This is a genomic window from Bacillus sp. FF-1 (assembly GCF_028548245.1).
In the GTDB taxonomy this organism is placed as follows: domain Bacteria; phylum Bacillota; class Bacilli; order Bacillales; family Bacillaceae_G; genus Bacillus_A; species Bacillus_A paranthracis.
On sequence record NZ_JAQQGG010000002.1, the window covers coordinates 13,978 to 28,961 of the forward strand.

Below are 14,984 nucleotides of genomic sequence, written 5' to 3' on the forward strand. Positions count from 1 at the left end.
GGAGTAGTTGCAAGAAGTTGCTGAATTTCGTATGCCGAAGTCTGTATTATATGGAAGAAATTCGCTTGAAAAACTGGGGGAACAATCCAAGAAATTCGGGAAAAGAGCGTTTATAGTTACGGATACAATTATGGAGAATTTAGGATATGTTGAGAGTTGTATACAACAATTAAATACAAAAGGTATTACCGTTATTACATATAATAAGGTAAATGCTGAGCCTACAAATATACACGTGTTAGAGGCGTTAACTATTTGTAAAGAAGAAAAGTGTGATTTTATTATCGGTCTTGGTGGTGGAAGTTGTATTGATGCAGCAAAAGCAGTTGCGGTGTTATATACAAATGGCGGAGAAGTAGAAGATTATGTCCAAAAGGATATGGAAATAGACAATGATCCGCTACCGCTCATTGCAATTCCAACAACTTCGGGTACTGGGTCAGAAGTAACAAGTGTAGCAGTAATTACGAATAAACGAACAGATGTAAAAATGATGATGAAGCATCCGAGTTTTACCCCGCAAGTAGCGATTATTGATCCGATTTTAACACGTTCTGTACCACCTCATATTACAGCAGCAACAGGGATCGATGCATTATGTCATGCAGTCGAAGCATATATTTCTAAAGTTTCACAATCACTTACAGATGTACTCGCTCTTTCAGCAATTGAAAGTATTATGAAATATTTACGTATTGCTTATGAAGATGGGGAGAATATGGAGGCAAGAGAAGCGATGATGATTGCTTCCTTACAAGCTGGAATTGCATTTTCAAACGCATCTGTTACGTTAGTTCATGGAATGTCGAGGCCAGTTGGGGCATTATTTCATGTACCACACGGTATATCAAATGCAATACTATTACCTACAGTTTTAGAATATACAAAAGGTAGTGCGGTAAAAAGATTAGCGGAAATCGGCCGCTGTTTAAATAAAGATTTGTATTCCTATTGTGATGAAGAAGTAGCCGACTACACGCTGGGGGAAATAAAAAAACTTTGTTTTGATCTTCGTATTCCAAATTTAAAAGAATACGGAATTGGTGAAGTTGAATTTGAAAAAGCTATTTCTAAAATGGCGTCAGATGCAATTGAAAGTGGAAGTCCAGCAAATAACCCACGTGTGCCATCATATGATGAAATTAAACAGTTGTATCGAGAATGTTTTCATTATCGATATGAAGATTCTATAAAAACATTAGGTGATTAATTTCAGAATATTCTTATAAAATTTCCTTGGAAATAGTTAAAGCAAGACTTTATATATCAAACGTAAAGTCTTGTTTTATTATGTATAATATACATAATAAAATTTCGAAATTATCTTGAATAAATAGTATAAGGTGGGTGTGGGTTTAATGAAAACGATAGGTCTTATTGGTGGTATGAGTTGGCAATCAACTGCTGAATATTATCGAATCATAAATGAAGAAATAAAAAGTAGATTAGGTGGGTTACATTCAGCTAAATGTTTAATTAATAGTGTAGACTTTGAAGAGATTGAAGGATTCCAGTCTAGCGGTGATTGGGATAGTGCAGGAGAAATTCTAGGGAATGCAGCATATTCATTACAAATGGGAGGCGCAGACTTTATTATTATTTGCACAAATACAATGCATAAAGTAATTGAGAAAATAAAGGAGAATATTCATATTCCAGTTTTACATATCGCAGATGCAACTGCGAAAGAAATGAAAAGAAAAGGTATTCAAACTGTTGGTTTACTTGGAACAAAATATACAATGGAGCAAGATTTCTATAAATCACGTATTAAAGAGAATGATATAAAAGTCATAGTGCCATTAGAAAAAAATAGAGAAAAAATAAACGAAGTCATATATACAGAATTATGTTTAGGAAAAATCGTATCTCAATCCAGAGAGTATTATAAAACAGTTATAGAAGATTTAGTGCAAAAAGGCGCACAGGGTATCATTTTAGGATGTACAGAAATAGGATTATTAATAAAGCAGGAAGACGTATCCATTCCAATATTCGATACGACTTATATACATGCAGTTGAAGCAGTTAATTTCGCTGTAGGAAATAGATTATAATTATATTATGTAACCTAATTTGTATATGTGGAAAACATTCAGAAAATATTTTATAATGTAAGTGGTTACATGTAAGGGGGAATGCGTATGTTTTCAGTTCAACCAATCGCATTTGTACATAATGAAAGAAAGGAAATAAAAGACGATGAGTGGGGAGAAGTAAAATCCTATATTACTTTAACGGAAATGTATACAGAAGAAAGTATACAAGGGATTGAAGATTTTTCTCATATTGAAGTAGTTTTTTATTTTCACAAAGTAACTGATGAACAAATTCAATATGTTGCTAGACATCCTAGAAATAATCATGATTATCCTAAAGTAGGGATTTTTGCACAGCGCGGGAAAAATCGTCCGAATCGTATAGGAGCAACCATTGTAAAGGTAATGAAAAGAGAAGGTAAATCAATTATTGTTGAGGGGTTAGATGCTATTGATGGTACCCCTATATTGGATATAAAGCCGATAATGAAAGAGTTTATGCCGAAAGAAGAAATCGTACAGCCTAAATGGGCCACGGATATAATGAGACAGTATTGGAAGGGGAATGGAGTAAAATGAGAATATATGAGGCAACAATTGCAGATTTAGATGGACTAGCATCAGTTTTTAATAACTATCGTATGTTTTATAGACAAGATTCCGATTTAGAAGGAGCAAAAGTATTTTTACGAAATCGAATCGAGAAAAAAGAATCAGTTATTTTCGTGGCAGTTGAAGACGGGGAATATATTGGATTCACGCAATTATATCCATCATTTTCTTCTATTTCGATGAAAGAATTATGGATTTTAAATGATTTATTTGTGCAAGCTGCTAAGCGCGGAGCAGGAACAGGAAAAAAATTATTAGAAGCTGCGAAAGAATTTGCCTTAGAAAATGGTGCAAAAGGTGTAAAATTACAAACGGAGATTGATAATTTATCAGCGCAGCGATTATACGCTGAAAATGGTTATTTGAGAGATAATCGTTATTTCCATTATGAATTGACGTTTTAAAAAATATTAGATGAAAAGAGGCGCTTTCATTTTGAAGGCGTCTCTTTTCATTTGCATTATAGTTGACTTAAAAGCCAATTTGTCGCATCTTCAAAGTTTTCTGCAATGTAGTTTGGTTCAATATGTGCCCACTTGTCTCGGTACGTATGTAAAGCGTCGTATCCAGCGCCTGTTCGTACTAAAATCGTTGACGCATTCACTTTTGCTCCTGCAACGATATCAGTCCAGCGATCACCAATTACAGCACATTGTGTTAAATCAAGCCCGTGTCTTTCAGCTGCTTGTAGCAGCATGCCTGTATTTGGTTTACGACATTCGCAACCATCACCGTGTTTATGAGGACATACATAAATATCATCAAAACCGAAGCCTTCTAATTCTTGTACAAAATCGGTTACAGTTGCTATCCCGTCAGCGATACCTGGCTGGTTTGTAAAAGAGAAAATTTTTATATGATTAGCTTTTAGTTTTTGCAAGGATGTTTTTGTAAAAGGAAATAATGTAAATGATCCTGGGTAATGTATTGTAGTATCGCCACCAATTGTACCGTCACGGTCAATGAAAATTGCTTGAAAGTTTGTCATAGTTATAGTCCTTTCCGTTAAAAAGTAGTTTAAAAATATTTTACAAATCGGTAACCATTTACTTCATATCCTAATTTTTTGTAAAAAGGATGAGCCTCTACTCTTTTTGTTCCACTAACTAGCCATGTGCCAATGCAATTATGCTTCTTTGCTAATTGCTCTGCATAATCCATTAATACTTGCCCAATGCCTTTTCGTCGTATTGTAGAATCAACGCTAATAATTGAAATTTCCCCATAACGAGTTACATCTTCTAAATTTTCACGTATACGAAACCCAAGTAATCCAAATATAGTTTCTTCTTCCTCATAAACATATAAAAAATCAAAAGGACTCATTTGTACGAATTGCAATCGGTTGTTCATATCTTCATAGGAAATAGAGGAACCTTTTAATTCTTTCGTCAAAGAGCAAAGCGCATCTATATCGTCTATCGTCGCTTCACGAATTTGAAAAGACATATTATCCACTCCAATAAAATGTAATCAAACATTTATTATTCTGTTAAAAAATATTTTTTCCTGCTAGGAAAGTAAATATTTTATAATGATATATAAATAGTTATATATTATTCTTTTCCTTGTTTGTATTGGAAATGGAAAGAAGGGGAATGTATGTTAGAAGTAAATATCCGTTCTGCTGGATATGAAATAGGTGAAAAAACAATTCATGATATCGCTTTTTCTATTGAAAAAGGTGAATTAGTTGCTCTTATTGGTGCAAATGGTGCCGGGAAAAGTACGACGATTAAAACGATACTCGGGTTACTTGTAAATGTGGATGGTGAAATATCATTTGGCGAGAAGAAAAATCCGTATGCATATGTGCCAGAACACCCGACATATTATGATTATTTGACGCTTTGGGAACATATTGAATTATTAATGGCAGCTCGCGAGAACGAAGCCGGAAGCTGGGAACGGAAAGCTGAAGAGTTATTACATATGTTTCGAATGGATAAGCATAAACATGAGTATTTATCAAAGTTTTCTAAAGGTATGAAACAAAAATCGATGCTTATATTAGCGTTTTTAACAGAACCAGATTTTTATATCATTGACGAACCTTTTATCGGACTAGATCCAGTAGCTACGAAAGAGTTTTTAAGTTATTTATATAAAGAAAAAGAACGCGGGGCAGGAATTTTACTTTGTACGCACGTATTAGATACAGCTGAAAGAATTTGCGAAAGATTTTTACTCATCTCTCAAGGTACATTAGTCGCAGATGGCCATTTAGAGGCAATTCAAACGTTAGCAGAAATGCCAGGAAGTTCATTATTAGATTGTTTTGATGTAATCGTAAGGCGTGAACAGCATGATTAAAAAACAATTTTATAAAAGATTACGCCATGAACTGGGGCGCAAATGGAAGTCCATACGTTCTATAACTGATTGGACGGTTGCGCTATATATTATTATTCCGGCACTTATATTTATGGGAATTTATTATCGTTCACTATGGATGGAAGAACTAGCGATAGGAGAGACGGTTTTTTTCGGATTAGGCCTACTCGCATTTTATGTGATTACATATGCAAGAGGAGTTCGCTCATTTTTTGAGCAAGCGGATAGTTTATTTTTAATTTCGTATCCCGCTCACATGCAAAAATTAATCCAGTATGGCATGACATATACGTTTATTCGAATAGCGATAACGAATGTAGTAGTTGTTGTTGCTATGTTACCAGTGTTGATGAAAAGTATTGGAGTGACGAAGATACAAGTCGTATTATTTTGGTTATTCTTTACTCTATTTCGATGTATGTTGTCGTTATTAACGAGATATATTCATGTACGTGTGGGGAAACGATGGCTACTATGGATTATAAAAAATGTAATATTTTCTATAAGTCTATCCTTTTTGGGAATGAGCCTGTTTCTTATTTATAAAAATCCATTTTATTCTATACTATGTATCGGTCTAGTAGTTTTTCTAATTATCGCATTGATAAAAGAAAAACTAAATTATAGAAATTCCTTTTTTAAAGAAGTTGAAAAAGAAAAAGAAGAAAGTATGCGCTGGACGAGTGGGATTATGCAAGTTGGTGGTCATGCAGCTAAACCGAGTAGTTCGAATAAAAAGCCGTGGATGTTTCCACGTTCTAAAAAGTTTTTAGGGAAGAAAACTGATGATCGTATTGTTGAATCCTTTTTGAAAGAATTTTTCCGTACAAGTAGTGCAGGAATATTTTATATTCAAATTGTATGTATAAGCGCGATAAGTATTGTTATGAGTCCTAGGTGGATTGCAGCTATTATTCTTGCATTTGCTTTATTTGCAATTTCCCGCTATGCACGCGATTATTGGGCTGAATTTGCGAAAAAAATGTTTCTTCATTTATATTGTGATGAAGGAAAATTACTATTGTTAAGATGGAAGGCAGATCGCTATTTATTACTTCCAGTAATCCTTTTATATGGAATAATTATCCTTTCTTATTTTTATTTATTAGCAGCTGTAATTGCCGGGATTATTTTTATAGTATGGATTGGTTGGATTGTATTTTTACCATAGAAAAAGAGCCGAAAAATGGCTCTTTTTCTAATCTGTCACACATTGATAAATAAAATATACTAAAACGAGTATGCTTGCGGCGGAATACATGACATCTAAAGTCATCGGATCTCCTCCTCATCATTGTTGTATTTTTATTGTATGAAATCTTACAATTTCATATTCAAGTGAAAAATATGTGAACGTTAACAAAATTGTAAAGTGCAAAAATTACAATCATTTTGTATAATAGAGGAAACAACCGTTATATAAAATATAATGAGTGAAAGGGGAGGAAACATACATGCCAAATTGGTTTAGAAAAACCTTAGTCGCATTAATTACCGTATTTACATTTGGTTTAGTGACGCCTCCTTCCATATTGCTTGATAATGCCAAAGCTGCGGACAAGCCTACAAGCACAGCTGGGCAACAAAATTTGGAGAGTACGTCCTATACATATGAAGAAACGAATGACAGGTTAACCACCGATACTTTTATTACTTACGCAATGCAAGAAGCAGAGAAACAGTCGATGCAAAAGTTTGGTACTAAAATTGGTCCAGTAATTGAAGATGAGTTTAAAGATGTAATATTACCGAAGATTGAAGAGGCAATTGCTGAACTAGCAAATGATGTACCGGAAGATTCGTTACAATCATTAGCGATTTCTCAAAAACCAGCTGGTGGAAATAATGAAAAGATTTTTCACGTTTACGATACGAAAACAGGAAATGACTTATTGCGTTTCCACGTAAGAAGAGATCATCCACCGCAAGATGGGTATTATTTTAATTTCCACTATCACCGTTTTGATGATGGGTACTCCGGACATCATGAGTTGGGAAATATTTATTGGAATACGAATGTGCCGCCAAAATGGCTTTCTTAAAAAGAACAAGAGAAATCTTGTTCTTTTTTTATGTTTATAGAAGGGTAAGACGACTATGTTGTTGAATAAAATAGGTTTAGAAAAAGAAGTAAAGGGAGTAGGACAATGCAAAAATATATTGTTTTTGACTTTGATGGCACATTAGTAGATTCACAAAATATATTTGTACCAATTTATAATCAACTTGCTGAAAAGCACGGATATAAAACGGTAAGGGAAGAAGAAATTGAGTATTTACGTAAATTAACGATGCCAGAAAGATGTAAACAACTTGATGTACCGCTGTATAAACTACCAATATTAGCGCTGGAGTTTTATAAATTGTATCAACCTGCCATAAAAGATCTTATTTTGTTCCATGGGATGAAAGATGTATTAGACGAACTACATAAAGAAGGCTACGGAATTGCAGTCATATCATCGAACTCAGAGGAGCATATTCGTGCGTTTTTACACAATAATGGTATAGAAAATATACAAGAAGTGTATTGTTCTAAAAATTTGTTCGGTAAAGATAAAATGATTAAAAGGTTTTTAAAATCGAAAAAGATAACGGAGAAAGATATGTTATACGTTGGTGATGAACAGAGAGATGTAGCGGCTTGTAAAAAGGCAGGGGTGAATGTAATTTGGGTATCTTGGGGATATGATGTCATTGAAACAGTGAAAAAAGATGCACCAGATTATATGGTCAATACACCTATGGAAATTGTACAAGTAGTACAAGGGGCGTATTCTTAATATGAATACACTTCGAGCAGGTATTCATCATATTGAATTTTGGGTAGCGAATTTAGAGGAGTCCATTTCTTTTTATGATATGTTATTTTCTATAATTGGCTGGAGAAAGTTAAATGAAGTAGCATATAGCACAGGAGAAAGTGAAATATATTTTAAAGAAGTAGATGAAGAAATCGTAAGAACTTTAGGACCAAGACATATTTGTTACCAAGCTATTAATAGAAAAGTAGTTGATGAGGTAGCAGAATTTCTTTCTAGCACGAAAATAAAGATAATACGTGGTCCGATGGAAATGAATCATTATTCGGGAGGGTACTATACGATTGATTTTTATGATCCGAATGGGTTTATTATAGAAGTGGCTTACACACCAAATGTAGAAATGTAAGGAGGAATATACATGAAAACAATTACAACATGGCAAAACAATATACAAATAGTAAAAGATGCAACGAATATTGCAGAAATTTCTAAAGGTTTTTCACCGGATAAGAAATATATAGTTACGACAATTGATGAGGAAAAATATTTGTTACGGATTGGCGATATACAAGAGTATGAAAGAAGAAAAATAGAGTTTCAAATTTTAAATGAAATGGAAAAACGTAACATACAGGCACAAAAGCCGATTGAAATAGGTATATTGGAAGATGAAAGTGTATGCTATAGTATTTTTTCGTATTTAGAAGGGGAAGATGCAAAGAAGCTATTGCCTACGTATTCACCAAAAGAACAATATGAAATTGGTATAGAGGCAGGAAAAGATTTAGCAAAAATGCATACATATGAAGCTCCTAATGATATACTTCCATGGTATGAAAGAGCAATGAAAAAACATAGTAAATATTTAGAGGCATATAAAACATGTGGAATAAACATAAAAAATGATGATAAAATCATAAAGTTTATTGAAGAAAATGAAATATCTTTAAAGAACCGCCCCAATCGATTTCAACACGATGATTTTCATTTAGAAAATATAATTGTACGGGATGGAAAATATGTAGGTGTTGTTGATTTTAATGGCTACGACTGGGGCGATCCACTTCATGATTTTGTGAAAATTGCACTGTTTGCAAGGGACATTAGTATTCCGTATTCAATCGGACAAATAGAAGGATACTTTAATAGAAAAATACCAGAGGAATTCTGGAAATTATACACGGTGTACGTTGGTATGACAGTTTTCTCCTCAGTTGTCTGGACATTACGAGCAGCGCCGCATATGTTAGATGATATGTTAGAGCGCCTTACTATAGTTTTAGAGGATCATAATAACTTTGAGTTATCGAAGCCAATTTGGTTTCAACCAAATAAGATTGATATGAAATAGAAAAGGTAGGTGTGATTCGCACCTACCTTTATTTTTTACCATCAAAATACTTATTTAATTTTCTTAAATGCAAGCGGCTGAGTACTTAGCGTAGCTGGTACATGTAACTGAAGGGAAGGGAATTCACCGTTCACACTCATTTCATATGCAAATAATAGATTCATCTTCATTTGGAATAAATCAACTTTTGCAGAAAAGATGTCGTAATGATGATGTGTTAATTGAATGTCCATCTCCATAAATTGTACAAATAACGAATCATCTCGCTTGTATACTTGTAATGTTCCGTATGCCGGATGTTCGAAAGTACCAGTATAATCCTCTAATTTATGAGAAGGTGTAGTTCCTTTAATTTGTTCTGGAATGGATTCAGTTGCTTCTTTTATCATTTCCTTCATTTTTTCAGTATCTTCTACAGCACGTTTATGCCAATCAATGGATTCTAATTCAAGTAGTTCGTCATAAATTTGATTAGCGAGATAAGTAGGAAGTAATGTTCCTCCAGCATTCGTTAAAATGACAAGGCCTATGTTTTCTGTTGGTATGAATGAAACAAGCGCTGAAAATCCATCGATATTACCGCCATGATGAATTACTTTTTTACCACGATAAGCGCTAATAAACCAACCAAGACCGTAACTATTTAATGGAGATTCAGGGAGTGATAAAACCGGTTGGTCTGGAATGGAATTGTGTGGTGTATACATTTGTTGTAATAATTCAGAGGAGATTAATTCATGATCTCCAAATTTTCCTTCATTTAAGTGGAGAAGTACCCAATTTGCCATATCTTTAATTGTAGAATTGATACAACCAGCAGCGCCAACGGTATCAATGTTGCGGAATGGAACTTCTTTTATTTCACCGTCATTTTCAATGTAAGGTAAAGCGTATTCATCTGTCGTTTGTGAATCGGTAACAGAGAAGTTTGTATGTCTCATATTTAAAGGTTCTAAAATATGTTCTGTAGTGTATTGCTCCCACGTTTGATTTGTTATGTTTTCTACAATATAGCTAATTGTCGCATACATTAAGTTGTTATATAGAAATGATGTGCGGAACGGTGCATCAAGTGGTAAATGTTTTATTTTTTCAACGAGATCTTTTCGAGATAAGGAAGAGCTGTACCAAAGGGCATCATGACGACTTACCCCGGTACGATGAGAAGCTAAATCTCTTCCTGTAACTTGTGAACTAGCAAGTAGTTCAGATAAAGAGAAGTTAGGTATATAAGACTGGACAGGAGTATCCCAATTAAACCTTTTTTGCTGTGCTAACAAACTTAATGAAAGTGTGCCAAAAGCTTTCGTTGAGGAACCAATTGCGAACAAAGTACGCGGTGTAACTAGTTCTTTTGTCTCTAGATTTCGATAGCCAAATCCTTCTGAAATAATAACTTCACCGTCTTTTATAATAGCTACAGCAGCTCCCGGGACGTTTAAATCCTTCATCATTTTTTCAACCGTTGTTTGTAAAGAAGTCATAACAGGCGTTTCAATTTTAGACATACTTCTAACCTCCAAATATAATTTTTGTTCTACCGCACTATACTTTCGGTAATAGAAAATGAAAACCTTTTTAAATATGGAAAGTTAATAATTTTGTAAGGATGAATAAAATTATTATTTATTTAGAATTTTATTTTTATTATAATTAATTTAAATTAAGATTTAGAAAAGATGGTGAAGAAGTGTGCTAACAATAAAAAAATTGCTCTGTGATAATAAAAATAATCCGATAGGTATAGATTCGAAAGTTGTTAAAATTAGTTGGCAAATCGAGTCGAGTAAACGAAATGTAAAACAACTTGCGTATCAATTGCAGGTTGCGAAGGATAAAGAGTTTCAAACTATAGTATTCGATTCACAGAAGGTAGAAACAGATCAAAGTTTATATATACCAATTAATTCGTTTTCATATAGTACGGAAACACGCTATTTTTACCGAGTGAAGGTATGGGATAATTACGGAGAAGAATCACCTTGGTCAGAAGTAGCATTTTGGGAGACTGGATTACAAGGGCAAAACTGGAGCGGAAAATGGATTGCTGCGAAAAAAGAACGCACGCAAGTTATGTCTTTTCATAAAAGCTTTTCTATTAAAAAATTAGTTAAAAAAGCACGTTTATATATGACTAGTTTAGGATTATACGAGGCTTCTATAAATGGAGAGCGTATTGGAGATTGTTATTTTACCCCTGGATGGACAAGTTATGATAAAAGGATATTGTATCAAACATATGATATAACGCATGTATTAAAGATTGGGTATAATGATATTTCTACTCTGGTAGGTAACGGCTGGTATAAAGGGCCGATTACTATGCAGCATGTACGTAATTATTACGGGAAAAGACGTGCGATAATTGCTCAAATACATATCACGTATGAAGATGGAACGAAAGAAAAAATTGTAACAGATGAAACATGGAAAGTAACTCCAAGCCCTATTTTGTATTCGGAAATTTATGAAGGAGAAGTTTATGACGCTAGGCTAGAAGAAAGTGAACAAGTGCTAGAAGATGGTGAAGTAATTGAGCATTCCAAACAAATAATTGTTGCACAGGAAAATGAAGCGATTCGTAAAGTGAAAATTATAAAACCAATCGCTATTTCAAAACTACCCAATCATGAATGGCTTATTGATATGGGGCAAAATATGGTAGGTTGGGTTCGGTTTAAAGTCCGTCATGTTTATACTGGACAAAAGATAGAATTGCATCATGCTGAAATATTAAATAAAGACGGTTGCTTTTATACTGGGAATCTCCGAAAGGCAAAACAAAAAATAGTGTATATAGCAAAAGGAGAAGAGGAGGAAACGTTTGAACCTCATTTTACTTATCAAGGCTTTAGATATGTGAAAATAAGTGGATTAACCCAGCCCCCTCAAATAGCAGATTTTGAAGGGTGTGTATTACATACAGATATGGAAAAAGCAACAGCATTTGAAACGTCTAATCCATTAATCAATCAACTTCATCATAATGTGGAGTGGTCTCAAAGAGGGAACTTCTTTGATGTGCCAACAGATTGTCCGCAGCGAGATGATCGACTTGGATGGACAGGAGATGCACAAATGTTTATTGGGACAGCTACGCAAATTATGAATGTGCAATTGTTCTTTAAAAAATGGCTCCAAGATTTATCATTAGATCAAAATGTGAATGGAGCTGTGCCATTAGTTATTCCAGATGCATTTGGGAAAAGAGCGGATTTTGATTTACATACTTCTGGCGGTTGGGGCGATGCAGCAATTATTTGTCCATGGGTTCACTATTTACATTACGGAGATGTATCCATTTTAAAAGAGCAATATAACAGTATGAAGAAGTATATAGATTACATACGTTCACAAGGTGAAAATGAGTATTTATGGGATACAGGCTATCATTTAGGGGATTGGCTCGCATTAGATACGAAACCTGATGTATATGAAGGCGGAACAGACAAGCATTTTATTGCGACAGCTTATTACGCGTATTCTACATCGCTTTTACGAAAGGTTGCTGAGATTTTAGGTGAAAATACAGATGCTAAGTTTTATGCTGAGCTACATGGAAATATTGTTCAAGCGTTTCAAAATGAATTTGTTACACCGAATGGTAGGTTAATTTCAAATACCCAAACAGCCCACATATTAGTACTTCTTTTTGAACTAGTGAAAGATAATGTGAAGGAGAAAGTATTTAATCGATTAATTGAGCTTTTAAAAGCAAATAAAAATCATTTAACAACAGGTTTTATAGGAACACCGTATTTAAATTTAATATTAAGCAAGTTTAACCGTCATGACCTTGCTTGTAAGCTTCTATTTCATGAAGATTATCCATCATGGTTATACCAAGTGAAACGAGGTGCCACAACGATTTGGGAACATTGGGATGGTGTGAAAGAGGATGGAACCCTTTGGAATGATAGTATGAATTCGTACAATCATTACGCATATGGTTCTATCGTTGAATGGATATACCGATATATTATTGGATTAGAAGTGGATGAAACAAAACCAGCATATAAACATTTTTATATTCAGCCTCATTTTAATTCTAATCTAGATTGGGTTTGTATTAAGCGTGAAACAGCATATGGGGAAATTAAAATTGATTGGCGTGTAGAACATGGACAAGCAGTATTGAACGTTGATGTGCCAACAAATACATCTGCTACATTACGAATAGTGGAAGATGATTGGAGGTCAAGTGATATGCCTGAAATGAAATTAGGTTCAGGCGCATATGAATTTAGATTTTGTAAGAACATACAGAAGTAGAATTTTGTTAAGTATAGAAATGTTTTTTTATAAATTTAGTTTGTTCAATCTGTTAGCATTAAATTTATGATAAAATCCATATAGACTAGAGATTTGAAAGAAGGTTTTTCTACATATGAAACATGCTGAAAATGAATACTTAAATTTATGCCGCCATGTAATGGAGCATGGTACGAAGAAAGAAGACCGTACAGGGACAGGCACTGTATCTGTATTTGGATATCAAATGCGTTTTGATCTAAGTAAAGGTTTTCCTTTATTAACAACAAAGAGAGTGCCGTTTCGACTTGTAGCAAGTGAGCTACTTTGGTTTATGAAAGGTGATACAAATATTCGTTATTTATTGCAGCATAATAACAACATTTGGAATGAATGGGCATTTAAGAGTTGGGTAGAAAGTGAAGAGTATACTGGTCCTGACATGACTGATTTCGGTCTTCGCTCACAACAAGATGAGGAATTTAAAGTTCAGTACGATGAGCAAATGGAATTGTTTAAAAAGAACGTTTTAGAAGATGATGATTTCTCAAATAAATATGGTTATTTAGGAGACGTATATGGTAAGCAGTGGCGTGCTTGGAAAACGACAGCTGGTGAGACACTCGATCAATTAAAAGATGTAATTGAAATGATTAAGAAAACACCAGATTCGCGTCGCCTAATTGTTTCTGCGTGGAATCCTGAAGATGTACCAAGTATGGCATTACCGCCTTGTCATACGTTATTCCAATTTTATGTAGCAGATGGCAAACTTTCTTGTCAGCTATATCAAAGAAGTGGTGACATATTCCTTGGAATTCCATTTAACATTGCAAGTTACTCGTTACTAACACATTTAATTGCACATGAATGTGGACTTGAAGTAGGAGAATTCGTTCATACAATTGGAGATGCACACATTTATACGAATCATTTTGAACAAGTAGAAAAGCAATTGGCACGTGAACCACGTCCATTCCCGAAACTTATATTAAATCCAGATGTGAAATCTGTGTTCGATTTTGAAATGGAAGATTTAACAATTGAAGGATATGATCCACACCCAGCAATTAAAGCACCGGTTGCAGTGTAATTGTAGAGGAGATGAAAAGATGATAGTTTCATTTATGGTCGCAATGGACGAGAATAGAGTAATTGGTAAAGATAATAATTTACCTTGGCGCTTACCGAGTGAATTACAATATGTAAAGAAAACAACGATGGGTCATCCGCTTATTATGGGAAGAAAGAACTATGAAGCGATTGGTAGACCACTGCCTGGAAGACGTAATATTATTGTAACTCGCAATGAAGGGTATCATGTTGAAGGATGTGAAGTAGCACATTCTGTAGAAGAAGTGTTTGAGCTATGCAAAAATGAAGAAGAGATCTTTATTTTTGGCGGAGCACAAATTTATGATCTCTTTTTACCTTATGTAGACAAGTTATATATAACAAAAATCCATCATGCATTTGAAGGAGATACATTCTTCCCAGAAATGGATATGACAAATTGGAAAGAAGTTTTTGTTGAAAAAGGTTTAACGGATGAAAAAAATCCGTATACGTACTATTATCATGTATATGAAAAGCAACAATAATAATAAGGATTGATGTGAATATTCGCATCAA

The 14,984-nt window shown here is 34.1% G+C and carries 16 protein-coding genes; 13 read left to right on the forward strand and 3 right to left on the reverse strand.

All coding sequences use genetic code 11. From position 1 onward, the window contains the following. Nucleotides 1-7 precede the first annotated feature (7 nt). From eutG to PQF83_RS05485, 4 genes are all read left to right on the forward strand, one after another. The gene (gene eutG / locus PQF83_RS05470) at nucleotides 8-1,210 is read left to right on the forward strand and encodes an alcohol dehydrogenase EutG (RefSeq protein WP_001158502.1); all 1,203 of its coding nucleotides are present in this window, start codon (nucleotides 8-10) and stop codon (nucleotides 1,208-1,210) included. A gap of 148 nt (nucleotides 1,211-1,358) precedes the next feature. Then, nucleotides 1,359-2,057, forward strand: a complete 699-nt coding sequence (locus tag PQF83_RS05475) for an aspartate/glutamate racemase family protein (RefSeq protein ID WP_000848599.1) — start codon at nucleotides 1,359-1,361, stop codon at nucleotides 2,055-2,057. 87 nt (nucleotides 2,058-2,144) lie between these two features. Further along, nucleotides 2,145-2,618 (forward strand): tRNA (N6-threonylcarbamoyladenosine(37)-N6)-methyltransferase TrmO, encoded by a 474-nt coding sequence (tsaA, locus tag PQF83_RS05480; RefSeq protein ID WP_000493235.1) that lies wholly within the window; start codon nucleotides 2,145-2,147, stop codon nucleotides 2,616-2,618. Beyond that, nucleotides 2,615-3,055: a GNAT family N-acetyltransferase gene (locus PQF83_RS05485; protein ID WP_001223863.1), complete on the forward strand. Its 441-nt coding sequence runs from the start codon at nucleotides 2,615-2,617 to the stop codon at nucleotides 3,053-3,055. The genes tsaA and PQF83_RS05485 overlap by 4 nt, the downstream gene beginning before the upstream one ends. Before the next feature lie 56 nt (nucleotides 3,056-3,111). Here PQF83_RS05485 and PQF83_RS05490 read toward each other — a convergent pair whose 3' ends face one another. Both PQF83_RS05490 and PQF83_RS05495 read right to left on the reverse strand, forming a co-directional pair. Further along, on the reverse strand, nucleotides 3,112-3,639 hold the full coding sequence (locus tag PQF83_RS05490) for an HAD-IIIA family hydrolase (RefSeq protein WP_000181094.1): 528 nt from the start codon (nucleotides 3,637-3,639) through the stop codon (nucleotides 3,112-3,114). 29 nt (nucleotides 3,640-3,668) lie between these two features. Next, the gene (locus PQF83_RS05495) at nucleotides 3,669-4,100 is read right to left on the reverse strand and encodes a GNAT family N-acetyltransferase (RefSeq protein ID WP_000009783.1); all 432 of its coding nucleotides are present in this window, start codon (nucleotides 4,098-4,100) and stop codon (nucleotides 3,669-3,671) included. A 153-nt stretch (nucleotides 4,101-4,253) separates the two neighbouring features. Between PQF83_RS05495 and PQF83_RS05500 the strand changes: the two genes are divergently transcribed. From PQF83_RS05500 to PQF83_RS05525, 6 genes are all read left to right on the forward strand, one after another. Continuing rightward, a complete protein-coding gene (locus PQF83_RS05500) occupies nucleotides 4,254-4,964 on the forward strand; it encodes an ABC transporter ATP-binding protein (RefSeq protein ID WP_000895233.1) in 711 nt (236 codons plus the stop codon). Next, a complete protein-coding gene (locus PQF83_RS05505; protein WP_000592557.1) occupies nucleotides 4,957-6,156 on the forward strand; it encodes an ABC transporter permease in 1,200 nt (399 codons plus the stop codon). The genes PQF83_RS05500 and PQF83_RS05505 overlap by 8 nt, the downstream gene beginning before the upstream one ends. Before the next feature lie 283 nt (nucleotides 6,157-6,439). Continuing rightward, nucleotides 6,440-7,027, forward strand: a complete 588-nt coding sequence (locus PQF83_RS05510; protein ID WP_001134413.1) for a YpjP family protein — start codon at nucleotides 6,440-6,442, stop codon at nucleotides 7,025-7,027. A gap of 105 nt (nucleotides 7,028-7,132) precedes the next feature. Beyond that, on the forward strand, nucleotides 7,133-7,768 hold the full coding sequence (locus tag PQF83_RS05515; RefSeq protein WP_001174997.1) for an HAD family hydrolase: 636 nt from the start codon (nucleotides 7,133-7,135) through the stop codon (nucleotides 7,766-7,768). 1 nt (nucleotide 7,769) lies between these two features. Next, nucleotides 7,770-8,156 carry a VOC family protein gene (locus PQF83_RS05520; RefSeq protein WP_001094657.1) on the forward strand — a complete coding sequence of 129 codons (387 nt, stop codon included), beginning with the start codon at nucleotides 7,770-7,772 and terminating at the stop codon, nucleotides 8,154-8,156. A 12-nt stretch (nucleotides 8,157-8,168) separates the two neighbouring features. Then, on the forward strand, nucleotides 8,169-9,101 hold the full coding sequence (locus tag PQF83_RS05525; RefSeq protein WP_000849688.1) for an aminoglycoside phosphotransferase family protein: 933 nt from the start codon (nucleotides 8,169-8,171) through the stop codon (nucleotides 9,099-9,101). 50 nt (nucleotides 9,102-9,151) lie between these two features. Here the strand turns inward: PQF83_RS05525 and PQF83_RS05530 are convergent, their stop codons facing one another. Continuing rightward, nucleotides 9,152-10,609: a serine hydrolase gene (locus PQF83_RS05530; RefSeq protein ID WP_000034338.1), complete on the reverse strand. Its 1,458-nt coding sequence runs from the start codon at nucleotides 10,607-10,609 to the stop codon at nucleotides 9,152-9,154. A 184-nt stretch (nucleotides 10,610-10,793) separates the two neighbouring features. On the opposite strand from PQF83_RS05530, the gene PQF83_RS05535 reads away from it, so the two are divergent. From PQF83_RS05535 to PQF83_RS05545, 3 genes are all read left to right on the forward strand, one after another. Further along, a complete protein-coding gene (locus tag PQF83_RS05535; RefSeq protein WP_000955697.1) occupies nucleotides 10,794-13,373 on the forward strand; it encodes an alpha-L-rhamnosidase in 2,580 nt (859 codons plus the stop codon). 115 nt (nucleotides 13,374-13,488) lie between these two features. After that, nucleotides 13,489-14,445 carry a thymidylate synthase gene (locus PQF83_RS05540; protein WP_000679613.1) on the forward strand — a complete coding sequence of 319 codons (957 nt, stop codon included), beginning with the start codon at nucleotides 13,489-13,491 and terminating at the stop codon, nucleotides 14,443-14,445. 19 nt (nucleotides 14,446-14,464) lie between these two features. Then, nucleotides 14,465-14,953 (forward strand): dihydrofolate reductase, encoded by a 489-nt coding sequence (locus tag PQF83_RS05545; protein ID WP_000637198.1) that lies wholly within the window; start codon nucleotides 14,465-14,467, stop codon nucleotides 14,951-14,953. Nucleotides 14,954-14,984: the final 31 nt, after the last annotated feature.